The organism is Teredinibacter franksiae (genome assembly GCF_014218805.1).
Taxonomy (GTDB): Bacteria; Pseudomonadota; Gammaproteobacteria; order Pseudomonadales; family Cellvibrionaceae; genus Teredinibacter; species Teredinibacter franksiae.
In genome coordinates this window covers 3,005,425-3,024,083 of the sequence record NZ_JACJUV010000001.1, presented here as the reverse complement: position 1 = coordinate 3,024,083, position 18,659 = coordinate 3,005,425, and the positions used below count along the sequence as shown (strand labels likewise).

Below are 18,659 nucleotides of genomic sequence, written 5' to 3'. Positions count from 1 at the left end.
ATGTATAACAACGTCTAACGCCGGGATAACTCATATACGTCGCCTTTTATCACGGGGAACACTATTAGATTTTCCCGGCTCTTGACCTTAACCACCTTACCAGTCGTTGCATTTACAATAAGGAAGGTTTTAGCCGGCTCGTTAGTACGCACACGAATATCACCCTCAATAGTTGGCTGCAATCTTGTTGTCGTTAGCTTTCCCTTTTTCCAAGCAATATCAACTTCAATGCTATTTCTAGCCTTCAACCCCTTTACCGCTCCCGTCACCCAAACATCTGGCAGCGCGGGCAGAATTCTAATTTCACCGTCGTGGCTTTGTAACAGCATTTCAGCCACACCAGCGGTTGCACCGAAATTACCGTCTATTTGAAAAGGTGGATGGTTATCCCACAGGTTTGGTAGGGTGCTGTGTTTTAATTGTTCGGCCAGTAATTTGTGTGAGCGGTTGCCATCGAGCAGGCGCGCCCACAAATTAATTTTCCACGCCTTCGACCATCCGGTTCCAGCATCACCCCGTGCACTGAGGCTTGTGCGTGCGGCTTCGGCTAGCTTCGGTGTTTGCGAAAGCGAAATTTGGCGACCTGGATGCAGCGCAAACAAATGTGAAATATGGCGGTGCTGGTTATACTCATCGTCTAAGTCTTCTCGCCACTCCTGCAGTTGCCCCCAAGAGCCAATACGCAAACCTTTATCTAATTTGACGAGTGTTTTATTGATTTTTGCTGCAAATGTTTTATCGTCCAATATTGCCGCCGCCTCAGCGGTATTGTTTAACACATCGAAAACCAATTGCTGAGACATGGCTGCAGCGGCGGTAAAATCGCCATGCTCTGGCGAATAGCTTGGGCTAACCACTAGCGCACCATCTTCCGGGTGCTCCACAAGAAAATCGAGCCAGAACTGCGTAGCCCCTTTCATCGCTGGGTAGGCGCGATCCTGCAAGAAAGCCTGGTCTCGAGTAAACAGATAATGTTCGTAATAATGCTGGGCCAACCACGCCCCCGCTTCCGGCTGCCAAAAAGCCGTGGGCCATTCAATCAAACCCGTAAAACCATAAATATTGGTATTCAGAAAAAGCGTCCAGCCGTTGGCGCCAAATTTGGCAGCCACTTGCTCGCCGGGCGCTATTAAAGAATCGATAAAATCAAATAGGGGCGCGTTGGTTTCCGATAGGTTGGTAACGTCGGCCGGCCAGTAGTTCATTTGCAGGTTGATGTTTACGTGGTAGTCGGCATTCCAAGGTGGCGTATTAGAGTGGTTCCATACTCCTTGGAGATTGGCCGGTAAAGAGCCTGCCCGCGAACTACCGATTAGCAAATATCGACCGTACTGAAAATAGAGATTTTCTAGGTAAAGATCCTGCGCCGAACCTTTTCCTTTGTAGTTCGAAAGTAAGTGATCGATGGGCTTATTGATGTAGGTTTCACCAATAGCCAGGTCAACCCGCTCGAACAGTTGTTGATGATCTTCGATATGGCGCTGCCGTATATCGGCAAAGCTACTGTGCTCAAGCTTCTTTAATAGGCTATCAACTTTGGCGCTAGCAAGGCTACCGCGATAATGCGGATATTTCTGCGCGTAATTGGTTGCCGCAGTCAGCACTAGCCATACGCTGTCGGCTCGCTCAATTCGCAGACCTTCGCCGTGTGCACTTATGTCGCCTCCCTGCGCATGAACCAAGGCTTGCGCCTGCCACGCGAGGCCGTTGTCGTGTAGTGCTCCAGATACGGTAATGCGGTTATTTTTTACCTGTACCTTACGGCTGCGGTTTTCAGACGTCGCCAAATCCAGATTGAAGGTGAGCGCTGCGGGCTTACTCGCGGTTAAGCGAACCGCAATGACGTTATCGGGGTAGCTGGCGAAATATTCTCGGGTAAAGGTAACCCCCTTTTGCTTGAAACTTACCTCTGCAATACCGGTACGGAGATTTAGTTCACGACGATAATCACTAACACCGTCATCACTCTCAAAGCCAAATACCAAATCACCAAAGGTTTGGTAGTGACCGTAGCCCGCCGTATTCTGGCCCAGCTCATCGGCCACCGCTTGCGGTGCCAAGCCCTGCTTGAATAATTGTTGTTGTAGTTTGGCAATTTTTTCGGTTTGGTTTTTTGCCGGGTGACCGAAGTTATAACCTTTACTGCCGGGGCCGCCGGTCCAGAGCGTTTTTTCATTAAACTGTAATCGGTCCTCCAGAATACCACCGGTTACCACCGCGCCCATGGCACCATTACCTATAGGCAAACCTTGGCTTTCCCAATCGGAGGCTGGGGACTCGAAGTACACCAAAAGTGGCACCTGACTACTCTGTCCAGAACCGCCACACGCTGCCGACAGCAGTACAATCACTATCGCCCAACCACGCATTCACTTCCTCCCGGTTGCCCTCTTGCAAGGGTTGAAATTAGGCTTATTTTTATACATGAGAGACCTTACACTCCCCCATGGTATGGCATAATTTTCATCCGTGCAACGAGTATTACCAGTGAATTGATGTAAGTTTTGTTGGGATAAGAGGGTACAAAAACAGGTTTATGCCGGCAGCTTGCTGCATCGCGCTAAAACACACTATGGCGCAAGGCGCCGAAAACAGAAAAGAGGCTAAATCTTTTGCTCAACAGCCCAGCAGTACTGACAACCGATTGAGCCAGCGGCTAAGAATATAGGGTATGAGCAATGGCGATACGGGCAGTGCACGCGCATCAAACAAGGTGGCTATTTTTCCGGGGGTGCTAAATCATCGCTGTAATGCACCTTGCCGGCGGCATCGATAATGACACAATCAAACCCAGGTAAACGGTTGACCAGTGCCAAGCCCTTTTCCACCCCTAGGACAAACACGGTGGTCGACAGAGGGTCCGTATCACTGCCGGTAGGCCCGAGTATAGTCACACTCACAACGCCCCTTACAGACTTACCGGTTTTTGGATTGAGAATATGGTGAATACGCTCTCCGGATTGTGGGTCGACGAAATAACGCTCGTAGTCGCCTGAGGTGGAGATTGCGGTATTTTCCAAAGGCAAGACCAGTGCCGTGTCGTTGCCTGTGCCACCCCCATCACGCGGATTTTTTATGCCCACCATCCAGGGTTTACCGCGCTTGTCACCCAATACACGGCTGTCTCCACCGGCACTCACCGTCGCGTGCTTAACACCCGCGGCCGACAATTGCGCTATTACACGATCAACCGCATAACCCTTGGCTATGCCCCCGAGGTCAATACGCACGTTTTTATGTTTAAACAGCAGTGTGCGCTCTTCCCTATTCAATTCCAGCCAACGGTAATTAATAGCCGGTAGAAGTTGCTGACGCTTCGCTTCCTCCGGCTGTACTTTTTCCCGATAGTCGTAATACCAACCGACGGAGGCAAAGGTAATATCGAAGGCTCCCTCGCTTACACGACTAAAGAAAAGCGATTTATCAACCAAGCCCACAAGCTCGTCAGAAATGGGTTGTGCGGAAATAGCCGCCAGCTTATTCACGCGGGCGATTTCACTGGTGTCTATCCAGGGCGACAACAGGTTATCCAGTCGCTGCATTTCGGCGTAGGCGGCCGCCATTAAAGGCTCTGCTTGGGAAGGGTTTTCATGCCAAAGCGTGACACTAAAAGAAGTGCCCATAATCGAACGCGTATCGGAATACCATTCGGCATGGGAGGGCGACGACAATATCACCGTGAAGACGACAAAAACCCATAGCCGATTCAGCGACAGGTTTAGCTTAGGCAGTTTTAATCTCGACTGTTTTTCAACAGCAAACAGCAGTTGCGCGGGCATACCCACTCTGTGCTCCGGCTTAGGCGCAGCTCTTTTAATTGCTAGACCAAACGATATGATAAATGCCGGGCTCCACTTCTTCACCAATAAGCTGCACGCCACCGGCAAGTATTTCTGGCGCATTGGCCTGCGGCTCGACTTTGCCTTCAATCGTCCAGCCCGAAAATGTAATGTCGGCTTCCAGCTCAGCTTTAACCGGCGCGGCAATATCGAAGATACTGGCTGAAACGCCACCACTACCGTTTTCTTTCAGGTTTGCACCGTAAGAACCAACATTTACCCAACCCGTATTTTCTGGATTGACGCTACCTTTTTGCCAGCTTAAGCGCGCATCCAATTTCTGAACATCTGTACCCTTCAGCTCAGCGGAAATAATCTGTACAGAGCCCTGACCACTTATAGGTAGCTGTAATAATTCGCTCAACGACGACACGGGAGCATCCACACTAACATCGGTTAAACCGGTAACACCGGCTACGCCCTGGCAAACATTCCCCGAGGCCATTAAGGCACCACCATCGGTGGCAAATTTTATGCACGGGCGCAGTAATAACAACGACCAGCCACTCAATTGCCAAGTCACACGACCCAACGGCAATACGTCTTTGCCCATATCTAACTGTGAACCGTTGGCTACGCCGTTCCACAACGTACCTTCTACACCCGTGAGCCATACATGAGGTACCGCGCTGTGGATAGCCGAAGCCGCTATTTCTGCCGGAGCACGTGACACAACCAAATACAGAAAGTACACAATTAAAAAGGTAATGACGACAGGTTTGGTTAATATCTTAGAAAACGTCATAGCTTAATCCCGATGCAAGCGCAGGTTAGCTGAAACAAGCCCAGTAGCAGACCCGGTAGCAACAGAAATATCTTTTACCTGAATGCGCTGACGCACTTCAATTTCGTAGAGCCAAGCCAAAAGGTTATCGAATGGAATTTGCTCTAGCCGAATACGCACATCGTTGGCGCCACTAGGCTGCATACCGGAAAGTTTCAAATTATTTTGACGCAAACTACTGTCTACGATTTCAACAATACTGCCATTGCTAGCACTACTTTCTTTTGAAGAACCCTGACTGGTATAAATTGCAGCGTAATCTCTCACACGCTCCAGCGCTTGCTGTTGGGCAATATTTTTTTGCAGCTGAGTATCGCGCATACCGGTCACGGGCTTTAACAATACAATATAAAGCACATAAAAACCCAATAGGCCACCACAGATTACCAGCGCCATCTGGTCGCGGGAAGAAGCCTGATTCCACCACTCTTTAATTTCGTTCATTCGCTGGCCTCCGCAACTTTCATACGAGCACTTTGTTTATCGCCCTTCGCTTCTACACGCATCAGTTCAGCTGTAAAACCCTTTTTCTCCACACCGGTACGTAAACTTTCCAGGTCACCAAAACTATTGGCCTCGATGTTTAACATCAATTCACCTTCGTCCGAGTTGTAACGAAAGCTGGACATGGAAATACTGCCGCCACCTCTCAAGTTTTCAGAAACACCTGCCAGCAGAACCATTAAATTACTACTGGCACGGGTACCACCTTTCATATTTTTAACGAGTTTTTCCAAACGCCCTTCAGCATCGCCGGGGCGGCCATTTGGTACAGCCCTTTTGTACACCTCATTGATGGTTGCCACAATGTGCTTCTGCTCTGCTTTGGCCCGCTGATACTCTACAAACGCAACACATACGGCAATTAGGTAAGCCGCTGCAATGGCTATCAACGGTTTTTTCCAACTTTCTAGCCAGCGTTTTAACGGCAGCTGACGCGAAAATATTCCGCTACGTAAATTTAATTCGTCATTAACGGCTTCGGGCTCTATCCAATCCCATATACCACCAATATTACGTTTTATTTCGGGGCCGTTTTCCTCTTTCCATGCCTTAGGCAGCCACTCTTCTATCCAGTCGAGCTGAGTATCGTCTTCGGCAACCAAATTAATGGTTACGGTAAAATCCAGCTCTGGCTGGTCGCGCAGTACCATGGGTGCGAGCGCAATATCGACCGTAAAACCCAGGTCTTCACCCAAGCGCACAATTAACTGACCATTGTCGGCAACAATGGTTACACCCTGGTTTTCGGTACGCAAACTCAGGTAACTGGCAACCACAACCCGCAAATCACAACTCTGTTGCAACAGCGGCGCTATCGCAGCCGTCAGATGATCAGATTTTATGTACGCAATTGACACTTGATCTTCACGAATACCGCCAAACACCATATGCACATCTTCAACGTTGTCGATAATCTGCTCTTCCAGTTCATAGGGCAGCATTTTCGCAAGATGGCGCTTGTCTTTAGATTCTACCTTCGAAGAACAACATACAACTGACTCACCGGGTACCAGCAACGTAACCGCGGCGTGGCTTGCTTTCGCCTGCTCGGCCATCGCTTCGTCATCACCGGTGTGATAAACATCCGATAGCCATTGGCCTTCGACCGTTGCGCTGCGCCACTGCCACAGGCCATCGAATGTCTGTCGGGCAATTATTTTTTCAGCCACGTTTGCAATCTCTTTTTAATGTTTCTTATTTCTTTTTGCCGTTAACGGCCTAAAAATTTGCATCCGTTCTACGCAAGATTGTCACCTTGCTTCCTTCGCGGTGCAGTAAGGTTTTGCGTTGGCGAATGGTCTCGCCTACCGCTGTATCCCCCAACATCAGAAAATACTTACTTGCTACGCCCAAGCCATCGGTATCGAGGTTGGTGTTACCACCCCCCCCACCTACGACCTGATCAACAGCCCCTGAGGTTTTAAAAGCTTCAATGTCGTCGAAACCAGCACCGCGCTCCTCAAAAATATATTGCGCATCGTCCACAGTGCTCGGATACAACTCAGTTTTACTATTAATGGTACGAATTAATTCAAACGGCATGGTGTTTACGTTTAAGGTTGCTTCTTCATCTGGCAGCGCAATAACCAACGGCAACAGCGCCTGATACAATTGCGGTGTCATACCGCGAATAATATTCAGTTCCGACACACTTATCATTGGCCTGTTGGCAATCACAAAGGGTGGCTCCAGCTGACCGTAATAATCGGATTCAGCTCCACCAAAGCCCGTCACTTTCGAGTCTTTGTCCACCCAATCTATAACCGCTTCCGTTAAGCTCATGGCCACCTGCTGGTCCATATACACTTCCGGCTCTATTTCAATGGTTTGGAGTAAGCGAATAAACCGCCTTTGTGCCGCCGTCCATTTTTGCCAGGGTGCCGGGGTTTTGTTGCCGTTTGGCTTCTGGGCTTTTTTCACCAAAGCGTTGATATTGAACCGGCCCTGGGCGTCTTCCAAACTCGCGCGCAACCAACCTTCATCCGTTGGAAACTGTTGTGGTGTGGCCCATATTTCGGTGAGCGTGTCAGACAGTATACCGTCCTTACTATCTTCGTCGGCATCGGTTTCCAGTAAAAACACACCAACTTCTTCTGCGCCCAACAAGTAAGCATCGGCCTGTACGCCGTACCAGCGGTTGGCCGACCGAGTAACGCTAAGGTCAAACTTCCAACTCAGCTCCACAGCGATCGCCGCAACCAAGGCTACCACAAGCAGTGCCAGTATCAGCGCCACACCCGCTTGCTTCGACCTTTCTGTTTGCTGCAGCTGCGTCATAAAACCATCTTTTTTTGTATACCCACGTTTATTGTCCCGGCGACAAGGAGAATAAGCGTGTAATTTCGCCACGGCCTTCGGTGTTAAGGGTAATTTCTAGGGCCAGCGGTAATACGTTGGGTGGCCCGGTTCCGGGCCATTCTTCTACCCAAGGGCCTTCTTTATAGCCCTTACCAATTGGGGCCGGAGGCAAAACCCGTATAGTTATTTCTTCTACTTTATCCAGCACTTTCTGGCTGCGGGCAAAATCGATATCCAAATTCTGTGGGTCAATCCACTGGTCGCGCCACAGAGTGCCATCTTCAACACGGTAGCCTACCCTTGCCAGCTCGGTGCGCGGAAAGCCCAGCGGGTTGGCGCGGCCACCCCGTAGAAACGATAGAACGTATTCATCGCCGTAGCTCACGTCCATGGCGTTAATTAAGTCGCCGTAAGCACTGCCGCTAGCGTAGGAAAGTGCGTTGCGCAGGTCGTTTTCGATCATCGTCCAGCCGCGGTCGAATTGCTGCAATTTGCGCATGTTATCTTCGCTGGCCACCTTCGAGCGCTCGGTTACATCCAGTGCGCCAAAGGCCAATACCGCAATGCTAGCCATAATCACCGAGGCTACCAGCACCTCTAACAGCGATATGCCCGCTTGCGATTTCATGAGCCCGGGCCTGCTTGCGGGGTACGACCTTTATCGCGAATAAACGCACCATAGCTAGCGAGAATGTCGTCTTCGTCGTTACCCACGCTCACCTGCATGCGATAAACGCCTTCCTGTCCTGTAGTATCGGCCTCTACTTCCCAGTACCACTCTTTGCCGCCAAACTCGACGGTGTCGTGCAGCTTGGTTTTAGGAAAGGTATTTTTCAACCGATAGTCGAGCATCAACTCTTCCATCTTGTTCTGCGCTACCCAGAAGGCATAGGTTTTCTGTTCAATATAACCGGTGTTTTCGGAGACTGACTGCACCCGTGTTACCAGTGCCGGCAATGCTACGGCAACAATGGATAACGCTATCAACACTTCAATAAGGGTAAAACCCCGTTGCTTGTTGTTTGGTCGCCGCGCTGGAGCTGCCATATTAGTTCTCCAATTCAAGCCGAAGTTCTTCTTCGAGCTTGGCCATTTCAACCCACACCACACGCCCCCAGTCGTCAACGGCGACATGCTCGGTGGCCTCTACATCCATATCTAACTCTAAGCCTTCGAGCGTAAATTCAATCTCGAAGATTGTCATATCACCACCGGGGTAAAACGCTATGGCCGGCAGCCGAACTTCCGGTGCATCCTCCCAGTCCCACAATTCACCTTCGATGGTGACATAAAGAGCGATTTGTTTAGGCAGGTGAATAGCCTGTAACTCCGGGTAATCTACCCAGCCCTGTAGTTCCATGGTTTGCCAGCGATAACGCCAACCGGCATCAAGTGAATCTTCCTGCCACCCGGGGGGCTCCAACATTAAGCCAAAGGGTTTGCCGGTTAGCACGGCCATTTCGCTGGCATGCTCGGCAAACGCGGTAAATTTTTGTACCGATCCCCTTAACTCTTCTTCCGGGCCACCGCCACCAACGGCAATGCTTACACCGCCCATAACAACGCCAATCACCACCAGCACCACCAATAGCTCTATCAGCGAAAATGCGCGCTGCTTGCTATGCCGACTTAGCGAGCGCCGAGGGGTCATTGTCTACTGGCCATTGCCACCGGGCTGCGCCCAGTTACTGATGTCGGTTGCTTCGTCATCACCACCGCGCACACCATCGGCGCCCAAGGTGTAAATCTCGTAGGGCTTGCCAGTACCAGGGTCGCCCTCGTACAAATAAGGGGTTTGCCAAGGGTCGTAAGGTAATTCACCCAAGTAGCCGCCTTTACGCCAGTTTTTGGCTTCCGGTGATGAGGTGGGTGGAGACACCAGTGCTTCTAAGCCCTGTTCGGTGGTGGGATAAATAAAATTATCCAGTTTGTACATTTTCAGTGCGGTTTCAATGTTGGCGAAATCGGCTTCAACTTTCTGCTTTTTACTGCCCGAAAGCGCTTCCATAACATTCGGCGCCACAACCGAAGCCAAAAGCCCCATAATCACCAGCACAACCATAATTTCTATAAGGCTGAAGCCGCGACTTTGTTTAACATGTTTCATAGTTAACTCTCACCGTTAATTTATTTAACCAGTTGGTTCATCTGGAAGATGGGCAGCAACATGGCTACCACAATAAAGCCAACCATACCGCCCATAAACAGAATCATGACGGGCTCCATTAACCCCATCATGGTACTGACAGTGAACGACAATTCACGCTCCTGATTTCGTGCCGCATGCAGCAGTTGTTCTGCAAGCTTTCCGTTGGCCTCTCCACTCGCTGCCATTTGCACCAGCAGCGGTGGAAATACGTCTACGGCATCCAAAGCTTTGTTGAGGCTGGAGCCCTCTTGTACCATAACCGCCACTTCGGCAGCCGCGCTTCTAAGCTGCGAATTAGTGAGTACCTGTGCAGCAATACGCAATGCATCCAGCAGCGGTACGCCACTGCTAGCGAGTAAGCCAAGGGTACTGGCATAACGCGCACTTTCAGCCTGTAGCGTCAGGTTGCCAAACAGTGGCATGCGCAACACAATTGCATGCCAGCGCTGTTTATATTTTTTATTTTTAATGGCCCATTTAAACGCGATTACCGCAGCAATAATGGCGGCCAATAAAAAAATCCCGTAGTCCGTTATAAACCGACTCGAACCAATTAAAAATTCGGTAATACCCGGCAATTCCTGCTTACTGCGCTCGAACATATCAACAATTTTGGGTACTACATTCACCATCAAGAAGGTCACGATACCAATACTGACCAGGAGCATAATGGCAGGGTAAACCATCGCCATTTTTAACTGTTGTTTCGCTTCCTGCCCGCGCTCCGTGTAGTCGGCCAACTGCTCAAGTACTGGGCCAAGATAACCGGAAGATTCGCCAGCACGCACCATGGCGCGGTAAAGGTTGTCGAACACCTTAGGCAGTTCTGCCATTGCTTGGGCAAGGCTCAGGCCCTCGAGCACACGCGAGCGCACCTGTAAAACAATGGTTTTTACCCCAGGCTTACGTGCTTGCTTGGCGGTGGAAGCCAGTACTTCGTCTAGCGGCAGCCCTGATTGCACCAGCGTTGCCAGTTGCCGTGTAACCAGAGACAAATCGCGGTAGCCCATACTGGGGCCACCAAAAGAAAAACTGAATTTCGGCTCACCCGACGACGGACTGGCCTTCTGCCGAGTGGTTTTAACCTCGAGAGGCTTTAATTGCTTAGCACGCAACTGGGTGCGTACGTGGCGCTCCGAGTCGCCCTCAAGAACGCCCTTAACCTTTTTACCTTTGGCATCCAGAGCCTGATAACTAAAAGCACTCACTTCAGAATCTACCTACGCTATGACACGGACGTTACGCGCAGAACTTCCTCAACGCTGGTTTCACCGTTGAGTACTTTCTCGCGACCACATTGGTCAATGGATTTGGAATAAGTACGCGCATGAGCGAGCATAACTTGCTCACCAGCGCCCTCATGAATGAGCTGACGCAAATGGTCGTCTACCTGAATTAATTCATACAGACCAGCTCGCCCACGGTAGCCTGAATGGTGGCAGCGTTCGCAACCCGTGGCTTTAAAAATGGTTTCTCCCTCGGGCACGCCAAGACGCACGGTCTCAGATTCCGACGATACATAAGCTTCTTTACAATGTTCACACAGAACACGTATCAGCCGCTGGGCCATTAGCCCTTCTAGGCTGGATGACAATAGGAAGGGCTCTACACCCATATCCTGTAGCCGCGTTATTGCACCAATGGCCGTGTTGGTGTGCAAAGTGGACAACACCAAGTGACCGGTAAGCGATGCTTGTACCGCAATGGAGGCGGTTTCTTGATCGCGAATTTCACCAATCATCACTACATCCGGATCCTGACGCAGTATGGCGCGCAGTCCGCGAGCAAAGGTCATATCGACTTTGGCATTTACCTGAGTCTGACCGATGCCCTGTAACAGGTATTCAATTGGGTCTTCTACGGTGAGAATATTCCGCGCTCGCGTGTTCAAATGACTGAGGCCCGCATAAAGCGAGGTAGTTTTACCAGAGCCCGTGGGCCCGGTTACCAGAATAATACCGTGAGGTTTATGCAGAGCATGCTCGAAGCCCGCCGTAACATCCCCGGGCATACGCAGCTGCTTGAGCGATAACTGCCCAGCGGCTTGGTCTAGCAAACGCAACACCACGCGCTCACCATGGGCAGATGGAATAGTGGATACACGAATATCCACCGCATGCCCCGCCAGTTTGACGGTAATTCGGCCATCCTGGGGTATACGCTTTTCAGCGATATCCATCCGCGCCATAACTTTTAAACGCGATACCAGAATGGGCGCCAACTGCGGCTTGGGTGACAGTACTTCGTTCAGAATACCGTCGACACGGAAACGAATAGATACACGATCTTCATAGGGCTCAACATGAATATCAGACGCTTTTTCTTGAACCGCCTGTGACAATACCGCATTAATCAACCGAATAACGGGCGCATCACCATCGCCCGATAACAGCTCACTGTCATCGGGAATATCTTCTGCCAGCGAGGAAAGATCGAACTCATCGCCCATATCTTCTGCTGCCTGTAACGCTTCACCGTCGGCACTTTGATAAACACGGGCCAGCCGTGCTTTAAAACTTTCTTCGTCCAGCTCTTCCAGCTCAAACGGCTGACCAAGATGGCGGCGAACCTCCAGTAAGGTCTGCGCGGATATGCCCGGCTTGTACAGCAGTTTCTGCTCGTCGAGCATCACACCGTAAGTGCTGGCGAAAGAAAACGGCAGGCGCGCATGGACAAGTGTGGCAGTTTCTTCACTCACAACAGCTACCCCTTACTTGGCTTCCGCTTCAGTATTTTTATAACCTTTTATCTGTTCTTCCCATTCCGGCAGCATGCGTAGCATATCTTCCGGTATGTCCTGCAGGCTTTGGGAGCGCTGCTGCACCTGCAGATCGCGAATGTAGCGATATTTTTCAGCCGTAGCACCTTCCAGTGTTTCATCGTCGCGAACAATAGTTGGACGAATAAAGATCATTAAATTGGACTTAACAATGTTGGTGGAATTTGAACGGAAGGCACGACCCAGGATTGGAATGCTACCCAACAGCGGTACCCGTCGCTCACCCATTTGTATGTCGTCACGGATCAAACCACCGAGCACGATAACCTCACCGTCTTTAGCCATAACCTGCGTTTCAACTTTACGCTGGTTAGTAATAACATCCGAGGCACTGATGGCTGCGGCGTTATCCACACTGGAAATTTCCTGCTGAATCTCCATGATAACCTTATCGCCCTCGTTAACATGTGGCGTAACGGTAAGGGTAATACCCACGTCTTCCCGCTGAATGGTCTGGAACGGGTTGCTGCCACCATTGCCGCCGGAGTTAGTGAAGCTACCGGTTACGAAAGGAACGTTCTGCCCCACAGAAATCATCGCTTCGTTGTTGTCCATGGTCAGCAACGTAGGCGTTGATAGAATATTCGCGTTGGTGTTGTTTTTAAGCATATTCACCAACACGATAAAGTCTTGATCACCGGTATTGCCGGCAACACCAAAAGTTTCGCCCGGCATACTGCCAAGAGCACCCGCAAGACCAACGGTAGCCTCTTCAGCACTGCCGAATAGCGCGGCCGCAATACCCGCGGCACTACCCGCACCGGTTGAGGCACCCAACAAACCTTGCGATGCATTTTGGAACATCCATTCAACCCCAAGGCTCTCTTTTTCGCCTAGCGCCATTTCTACAATAATCGCCTCCACCAAAACCTGCGCACGGCGAATATCGAGGCGCTCAACTACGGCTAGGAGCGCTTCCAGAATTTCAGGGTTGGCGGTAATCAATAGGGCATTGGTGGCTTCGTCCGCTTCCACGGTTGCCCCCTGGCCAGAGGTAGTCTTCTTGTCGCCACCCGGTGCCATACGCTGCATGTTTTGAACAACCTTACTCAAAACCGTGGCGACGTCTTTGGCGGTGGCATATTCAAGATAAACCACACGCACATTACCGGTTTGCATTTGTGGGCGGTCGAGTCGGTAAATCAGTTTTTTAACGCGTTGGCGCTGCAGGTCTTCACCACTAATAAGAATGGCATTGTTACGCTTATCGGCGACCATCTGCAATCTGTTTGCAGGCGCAGCCCCTTTACTACCTGCAGCACGATCTAACTTGGTTAGCGTGGCAACAAGGTTTTCGGAATCGGCATATTTCAGTTCAATAATTTCGGTTGTAGGTAGCGCTGCAGTATCAATTTTTTCGATAATTTCTTTAATGCGCTCGATGTTGGCCGCGGTATCCGAAACCACAATGGCATTACTGGGATCGTAGGCAGCCAAATGCGAATGCTGTGGCACCAGCGGGCGCAACACCGGCAATACCTTTGCCGCAGCGATATTCTTAAGCTGAATCACCTGGGTAACGTAACCCTCATCAAATTCAGGGTTGTCTTTTACCGGCAACGGTGACGAACGCGCGTCCTTCAGCGGAACAACGCGCACGATATTACCCACCTCGATAATCGTAAAATCATGCACCTCGAGCACAGAGCGGAATAATTCCATAAGCTCCCGCTCGGTTAACGGCTTTTGCGAAATGACTTTTACCCGACCCTTAACACGAGGGTCGATCACCAAGGTTTTTCCGGTGACCTCAGCGACGAATTTAATGACTTCGTGAATATCGGAGTCTTTAAAGTTGACCGTATAGGTACGTTCCTGAGCGCCATAGGCATGGAACGAACCTACTACTGAGAATCCCAAAATCACCACACAAAGGGCGATACGAAAATGCTTTAACACGGTTTATCCACCTGTACTGTCTACTCTTACGGTAATGGGAATTTCTTCTTCATTGCGGCGCACAACCAAACTAGCCTCGGTTGCGGTTTTCAAATCCTGATAGACCTCACGCAACTGCTTGGGGTCGGTCATTTCGCGGCCGTTAACACTGGTAACAATGTCACCAGACTTCAGCCCTACCTGCTCAAATAACACCTTATCCCGCCCTGGTCGAACCTTATAGCCGATCATCTTCCCGTCTTCTCTGTGTACGCTAAAACGTACAACATCACTAATAGACTTAGGGATTTGGTTGGGAGTAATACTGTTGCTAACCGGTTTTTTGCCGGCGCTAGCCTTGCCTCTGGGCACTTTGTAGCTATTTCGAGTCGCGGCCGATTTTTTGAAATCTTCTTCCGAATACAGCCACAGCGACTCAAAAGCCCCTTTATTATCGAGAATAACGCGCTGATCCATGACCTTGGCCAGCTTCACGCCCTTATTCTTTTTGATTTCTTCGCCAATGCGATAAAGAGCCTGCTCGTTACCTACATCGATAATGGCACGCGCCTCGCGTGAATCATCACTGGCAATAACACCGTGTAACTTCAAACTAAGACGCGTAGTTGCCGCATTCTCATCAACCATTAACTCGGTATTTTCAGATTGCGCTTGGATGTCTTCGATGGGCAGGTCGCCAGCATCACCAAAAAGCTTTAACTCCTGCAGCGCAACAATGTCCACCGACACTGTCTTTACTGAAGCGCCTTCCACTACTGGAGCGGCAAAGCGGGTGGGCTGGGGCAACTCTGGTAGCGGGTAGACCACCCAAAACAGGCGGGCAAAGCTATGCACCAACCAAAACGCGGCAAACATCAGAACAGCATTGCGCCAAACATCAAGCGGCTGGCTTTTTGCCCACGCCTGTAGCACCAACCAATACCGATTGGCTGTTATAAATGCTTGATTGTCAGCCAACCGGGTTGTCACCAATCATCTCCAAAATAATACGTTTACACCCGCCACACATGAAGTGGGGCTGAGCCATTAGTGATTGCGTGAACCCGAGGCAAAAACTTCTCGAATCGGCGAAATTCTGATCTAAGCAAGCAAATCGCCTGCCCTGAATCGCGCCCTGTTCCGACAGAGCGAAAACACACGAACCACATAATTATTGTCTTTGCCTCTCCGCGAACCCCGAAAACACTATAGATCTCAGCGGAAAGGCTGCGAAAGTTCATCTAGTCTATACAGGCTGAATGAGGAATGGTATGTCAGCCTTCTGGTATTCTCGGTTTTTTCACAATTTGAAGGCACCACCCAGACAGATGCTGGACAAACTTGTATTTTATCAAGCCCGTCCCCATTTAGGCCTTCATCGAAACGGCAATTTGACTCTCTACCACCACATGTGTCGGCTACAATTCGCCAAAGGTTTCGAGCCCTGCAGTCAATATTGAGCATTCCCTATGAATCGAGTCTTCGTAATTTGCAATCAGCATGAACAGTTTTTAGCAAAATCCGGCGAGTGGGGAGATGGCTCCGAGAACCGCTCTATCTATCGCACACCCCACAAAGACGAAGCGCTGAATCGCATGGTTGAACTAACCGTTAAAGACCCGAACCTGCGTGCACGCATATGCGAAATAGAGAAAACCGAGAAGGATGTTTTACAGTTACCAGCACATTCAGAAGAACTCTCTATGGCGGCGGATGAAGCAGCGATAAGTGAGGGAACGACCGCCGACGGGGCTATACCTGAAGGTTTGGCGCCAGAATCAACCGAATCTCAATTACTCCCCCCTATACACACTGCAGCCGAAATGCCTACCACCGAAGCGGTCACCCCGGAGGTGGTTGATGGCAACGATACCGCCGATAACACGCATGCCGAAGCCGACAGCAACAGCGCGCCACCCCTAGAGGTCGACGGTAATCTCGAGCTTAGTACCGCGCTAGACGCGGATCAGCTGGCGCAAGCAATACCTGAAACCGACACTCCGCAACAAATGCTGGTGTAACCCAATGTTTGAACTCAAAGATCTGCCTCACGAATTAAGCGAAGACCAAAACGCCGCTTTGCTTACGGGCATACTGCGTGGCGTAGAGCGCGAGAGCCTGCGCGTTAACCATAACGGCAAGTTAAGCCTGAGCCCTCACCCCCCAGGGCTGGGCGCTGCGCTCACACACCCGCAGATCACCACCGATTTCAGCGAAGCACTTCTTGAGTTTATTACCCCGCCAAGCCATGCCATAAACGACCTGCTGAACCAACTCGACATTTTGCAACGCTACACCACCACCCAACTACCCCAGGATGAATACCTGTGGACCCACAGTATGCCCTGCGCCCTTGGCAAGGATGAAAATATTCCCGTCGCACGCTACGGCAACTCCAATAACGGCCGCATGAAAACCATTTACCGCGTGGGCTTGGGTCATCGCTATGGCCGCTCCATGCAAACTGTGGCTGGGCTGCACTACAACTTCTCGCTCCCCAACGCTTTCTGGGCTTTTTTATCTCGCCGCGACAACAGTATGGCCGACCTGCAGGAATACAAAAATCAGCGCTACTTTGGCCTGATTCGTAATTTCCGCCGCCACTACTGGCTACTGATCTACCTGTTCGGCGCATCACCGGCCATCTGCACCTCGTTCGCCGGCGACCGCAAACACAACCTAGAACCTTTGCAACCCTTGCAACATACGCTTCACCTCCCCTACGCCACATCACTGCGCATGGGCGACCTGGGCTATCAAAGCAGTGCACAGGATTCACTGTACGTTTGCTACAACGACAAAAAGCGCTATATCGAAAGCCTTTGTGCAGCCATTACCCAACCCTATCCGGCCTACCAAGCGCTTGGGGTTACCGACGAGAATGACGAATACCGACAACTCAACACCGGCCTATTGCAAATCGAAAACGAGTTTTACAGCGCCATTCGCCCCAAGCGCACCGCGCAACCAGGCGAGACAGCACTCGCGGCACTGGACAATCGTGGTGTGGAATATATTGAGGTGCGCTGCCTAGACTCCAATCCCTTTACGCCACTTGGGATCACCTCGGAGCAGATTCATTTCCTCGATACCTTTTTGCTGTACTGCGCACTGCAAGATAGCCCGCAAACAGACAGCGACGAAGCACGGCTGATACTGGCCAACCAAAAAACAGTGGTGAGCCACGGCCGCGCGCCGGACACCAGCCTTACGCACCCCGAAGCCGGCGATATTTCTCTGAAAACCTGGGGGCTATCGCTAATGGATGCCATGCAGCCTGTTGCGGCAATTTTGGATACTGCGAACAAATCCGGCGAATTCACCGCCAGCCTTGAGCTACAAAAGCAAAAACTAATCAACCCGAACCTCACGCCTTCCGCGCGCATACTGAAAGAGCTCCGCGACAACAAACTCGATTTTGCTACATACGCACTGGAACAGTCACGAGACCACTCCCAGCAATTGCAATCACAACCTCTGCCGGACGACATTAGGGAAAGAATGGAAAGTATGGCGCTAGAGTCTGAAGCAGAGCAGCGGTCGATGGAAAACAAAGACCAACTGCCATTTGGAGAATTTTTAGCACGCTACTACAAACAATATCGGCGCTGTTGCGGTAACTTCATGTCGTAACGGACGCGTATGATATGGCGGCCGGCCTACGCCCAAGCCTTATTCGCCATTATTTTTGTACAATTAATGTGTTAAAAAAAACATCAATAATGCCTTCGGCTTGGTCCTCCTGCATCACTATTTTTCGAATTTCGGCCAAGGCATCCTGGCGCAACGCCTCTTTTCCCTCCTGCGAATCCAGAGACTCATCTGTCTGGCTGGCAAACAACATCACCAAGTTGTTACGAATATAGGGAAGATGGTGACGAACGGAGTTCGCCGCAGAGGAAGAATCCACCCTCACAGATACCTCAGCCTTTATGTATTTTAACCGGCCTGAGCCACCGTAATTCACCACGAACGCTGGTTTAATGGGCAAATAAATAGCCGCTGCAGTTGCGGCTTGCGCTTCTTCGGCAGCGGCCTCTTCGTCTTCAGCTACTGCAACAACGCTTGCCAAAACAAGCACCATCAGTACACAGCTTGAGCAGAACTGACGCACGGAGCTTGCCATCACCCTAACCCTACATACAAGCCCTACAAGAACCGCACATATCATAACGGGCACCTGATCAATTTAGTCACTAAAAGCATAGCCCAAAGCCGCCTCGACAACTGCAAATCTCCGCAGACTACTCGCACGTTTTTTAACCCCTATTTTCAACCCTTAGGAGATTACAAACACTCAAGATCTCCCCCTTTGCTGAACGTTCAGACCAAAGTAATCTGGCAATACGCAATAATTGGTAAATTTGTAATATCAGCTAGAACAGAGTTCACCATCTCTGGCGCGATATAGTCTTGCTCTTGGGCGCC

Annotated in this window: 17 protein-coding genes; 2 read left to right on the top strand and 15 right to left on the bottom strand. The window is 50.5% G+C overall.

What is annotated here, in order from left to right:
• Positions 1-14: 14 nt before the first annotated feature.
• The 14 genes from H5336_RS12725 to gspC form a co-directional block, all read right to left on the bottom strand.
• Complete coding sequence (locus tag H5336_RS12725; protein WP_185234673.1) at positions 15-2,369, bottom strand: glycoside hydrolase family 95 protein; 2,355 nt, start codon at positions 2,367-2,369, stop codon at positions 15-17.
• A gap of 348 nt (positions 2,370-2,717) precedes the next feature.
• A complete protein-coding gene (locus H5336_RS12720) occupies positions 2,718-3,623 on the bottom strand; it encodes an FAD:protein FMN transferase (protein ID WP_246439282.1) in 906 nt (301 codons plus the stop codon).
• 190 nt (positions 3,624-3,813) lie between these two features.
• Positions 3,814-4,584, bottom strand: a complete 771-nt coding sequence (locus tag H5336_RS12715; protein WP_185234671.1) for a type II secretion system protein N — start codon at positions 4,582-4,584, stop codon at positions 3,814-3,816.
• Between the two features lie 3 nt (positions 4,585-4,587).
• Positions 4,588-5,067 (bottom strand): type II secretion system protein M, encoded by a 480-nt coding sequence (locus H5336_RS12710; protein WP_185234670.1) that lies wholly within the window; start codon positions 5,065-5,067, stop codon positions 4,588-4,590.
• Positions 5,064-6,296 (bottom strand): type II secretion system protein GspL, encoded by a 1,233-nt coding sequence (gene gspL, locus H5336_RS12705; protein WP_185234669.1) that lies wholly within the window; start codon positions 6,294-6,296, stop codon positions 5,064-5,066. Before gspL ends, H5336_RS12710 begins: the two co-directional genes overlap by 4 nt.
• A gap of 49 nt (positions 6,297-6,345) precedes the next feature.
• Positions 6,346-7,404: a type II secretion system minor pseudopilin GspK gene (gene gspK, locus H5336_RS12700; RefSeq protein ID WP_185234668.1), complete on the bottom strand. Its 1,059-nt coding sequence runs from the start codon at positions 7,402-7,404 to the stop codon at positions 6,346-6,348.
• A 28-nt stretch (positions 7,405-7,432) separates the two neighbouring features.
• Positions 7,433-8,053, bottom strand: a complete 621-nt coding sequence (gene gspJ / locus H5336_RS12695; protein ID WP_185234667.1) for a type II secretion system minor pseudopilin GspJ — start codon at positions 8,051-8,053, stop codon at positions 7,433-7,435.
• A complete protein-coding gene (gene gspI, locus H5336_RS12690) occupies positions 8,050-8,472 on the bottom strand; it encodes a type II secretion system minor pseudopilin GspI (protein WP_185234666.1) in 423 nt (140 codons plus the stop codon). The genes gspJ and gspI overlap by 4 nt, the downstream gene beginning before the upstream one ends.
• A 1-nt stretch (position 8,473) precedes the next feature.
• Positions 8,474-9,076, bottom strand: coding sequence for a GspH/FimT family pseudopilin (locus tag H5336_RS12685; protein WP_185234665.1), 603 nt, complete (start codon positions 9,074-9,076; stop codon positions 8,474-8,476).
• Positions 9,077-9,079: 3 nt separating this feature from the next.
• Positions 9,080-9,532 (bottom strand): type II secretion system major pseudopilin GspG, encoded by a 453-nt coding sequence (gene gspG / locus H5336_RS12680; protein ID WP_185234664.1) that lies wholly within the window; start codon positions 9,530-9,532, stop codon positions 9,080-9,082.
• Positions 9,533-9,552: 20 nt separating this feature from the next.
• Positions 9,553-10,782: a type II secretion system inner membrane protein GspF gene (gspF, locus tag H5336_RS12675; protein ID WP_185234663.1), complete on the bottom strand. Its 1,230-nt coding sequence runs from the start codon at positions 10,780-10,782 to the stop codon at positions 9,553-9,555.
• 17 nt (positions 10,783-10,799) lie between these two features.
• Positions 10,800-12,272, bottom strand: coding sequence for a type II secretion system ATPase GspE (gspE, locus tag H5336_RS12670; protein WP_185234662.1), 1,473 nt, complete (start codon positions 12,270-12,272; stop codon positions 10,800-10,802).
• A 12-nt stretch (positions 12,273-12,284) separates the two neighbouring features.
• Entirely contained in the window at positions 12,285-14,252 is a 1,968-nt protein-coding gene (gspD, locus tag H5336_RS12665; RefSeq protein WP_313557116.1) for a type II secretion system secretin GspD, read from the bottom strand.
• Between the two features lie 3 nt (positions 14,253-14,255).
• Entirely contained in the window at positions 14,256-15,221 is a 966-nt protein-coding gene (gene gspC, locus H5336_RS12660) for a type II secretion system protein GspC (protein ID WP_313557113.1), read from the bottom strand.
• A gap of 479 nt (positions 15,222-15,700) precedes the next feature.
• On the opposite strand from gspC, the gene H5336_RS12655 reads away from it, so the two are divergent.
• Complete coding sequence (locus H5336_RS12655; RefSeq protein ID WP_185234661.1) at positions 15,701-16,252, top strand: hypothetical protein; 552 nt, start codon at positions 15,701-15,703, stop codon at positions 16,250-16,252.
• A 4-nt stretch (positions 16,253-16,256) separates the two neighbouring features.
• Positions 16,257-17,864 carry a glutamate--cysteine ligase gene (gene gshA, locus H5336_RS12650; RefSeq protein ID WP_185234660.1) on the top strand — a complete coding sequence of 536 codons (1,608 nt, stop codon included), beginning with the start codon at positions 16,257-16,259 and terminating at the stop codon, positions 17,862-17,864.
• Positions 17,865-17,913: 49 nt separating this feature from the next.
• Here gshA and H5336_RS12645 read toward each other — a convergent pair whose 3' ends face one another.
• Positions 17,914-18,357 (bottom strand): flagellar basal body-associated FliL family protein, encoded by a 444-nt coding sequence (locus H5336_RS12645; RefSeq protein WP_185234659.1) that lies wholly within the window; start codon positions 18,355-18,357, stop codon positions 17,914-17,916.
• Positions 18,358-18,659: the final 302 nt, after the last annotated feature.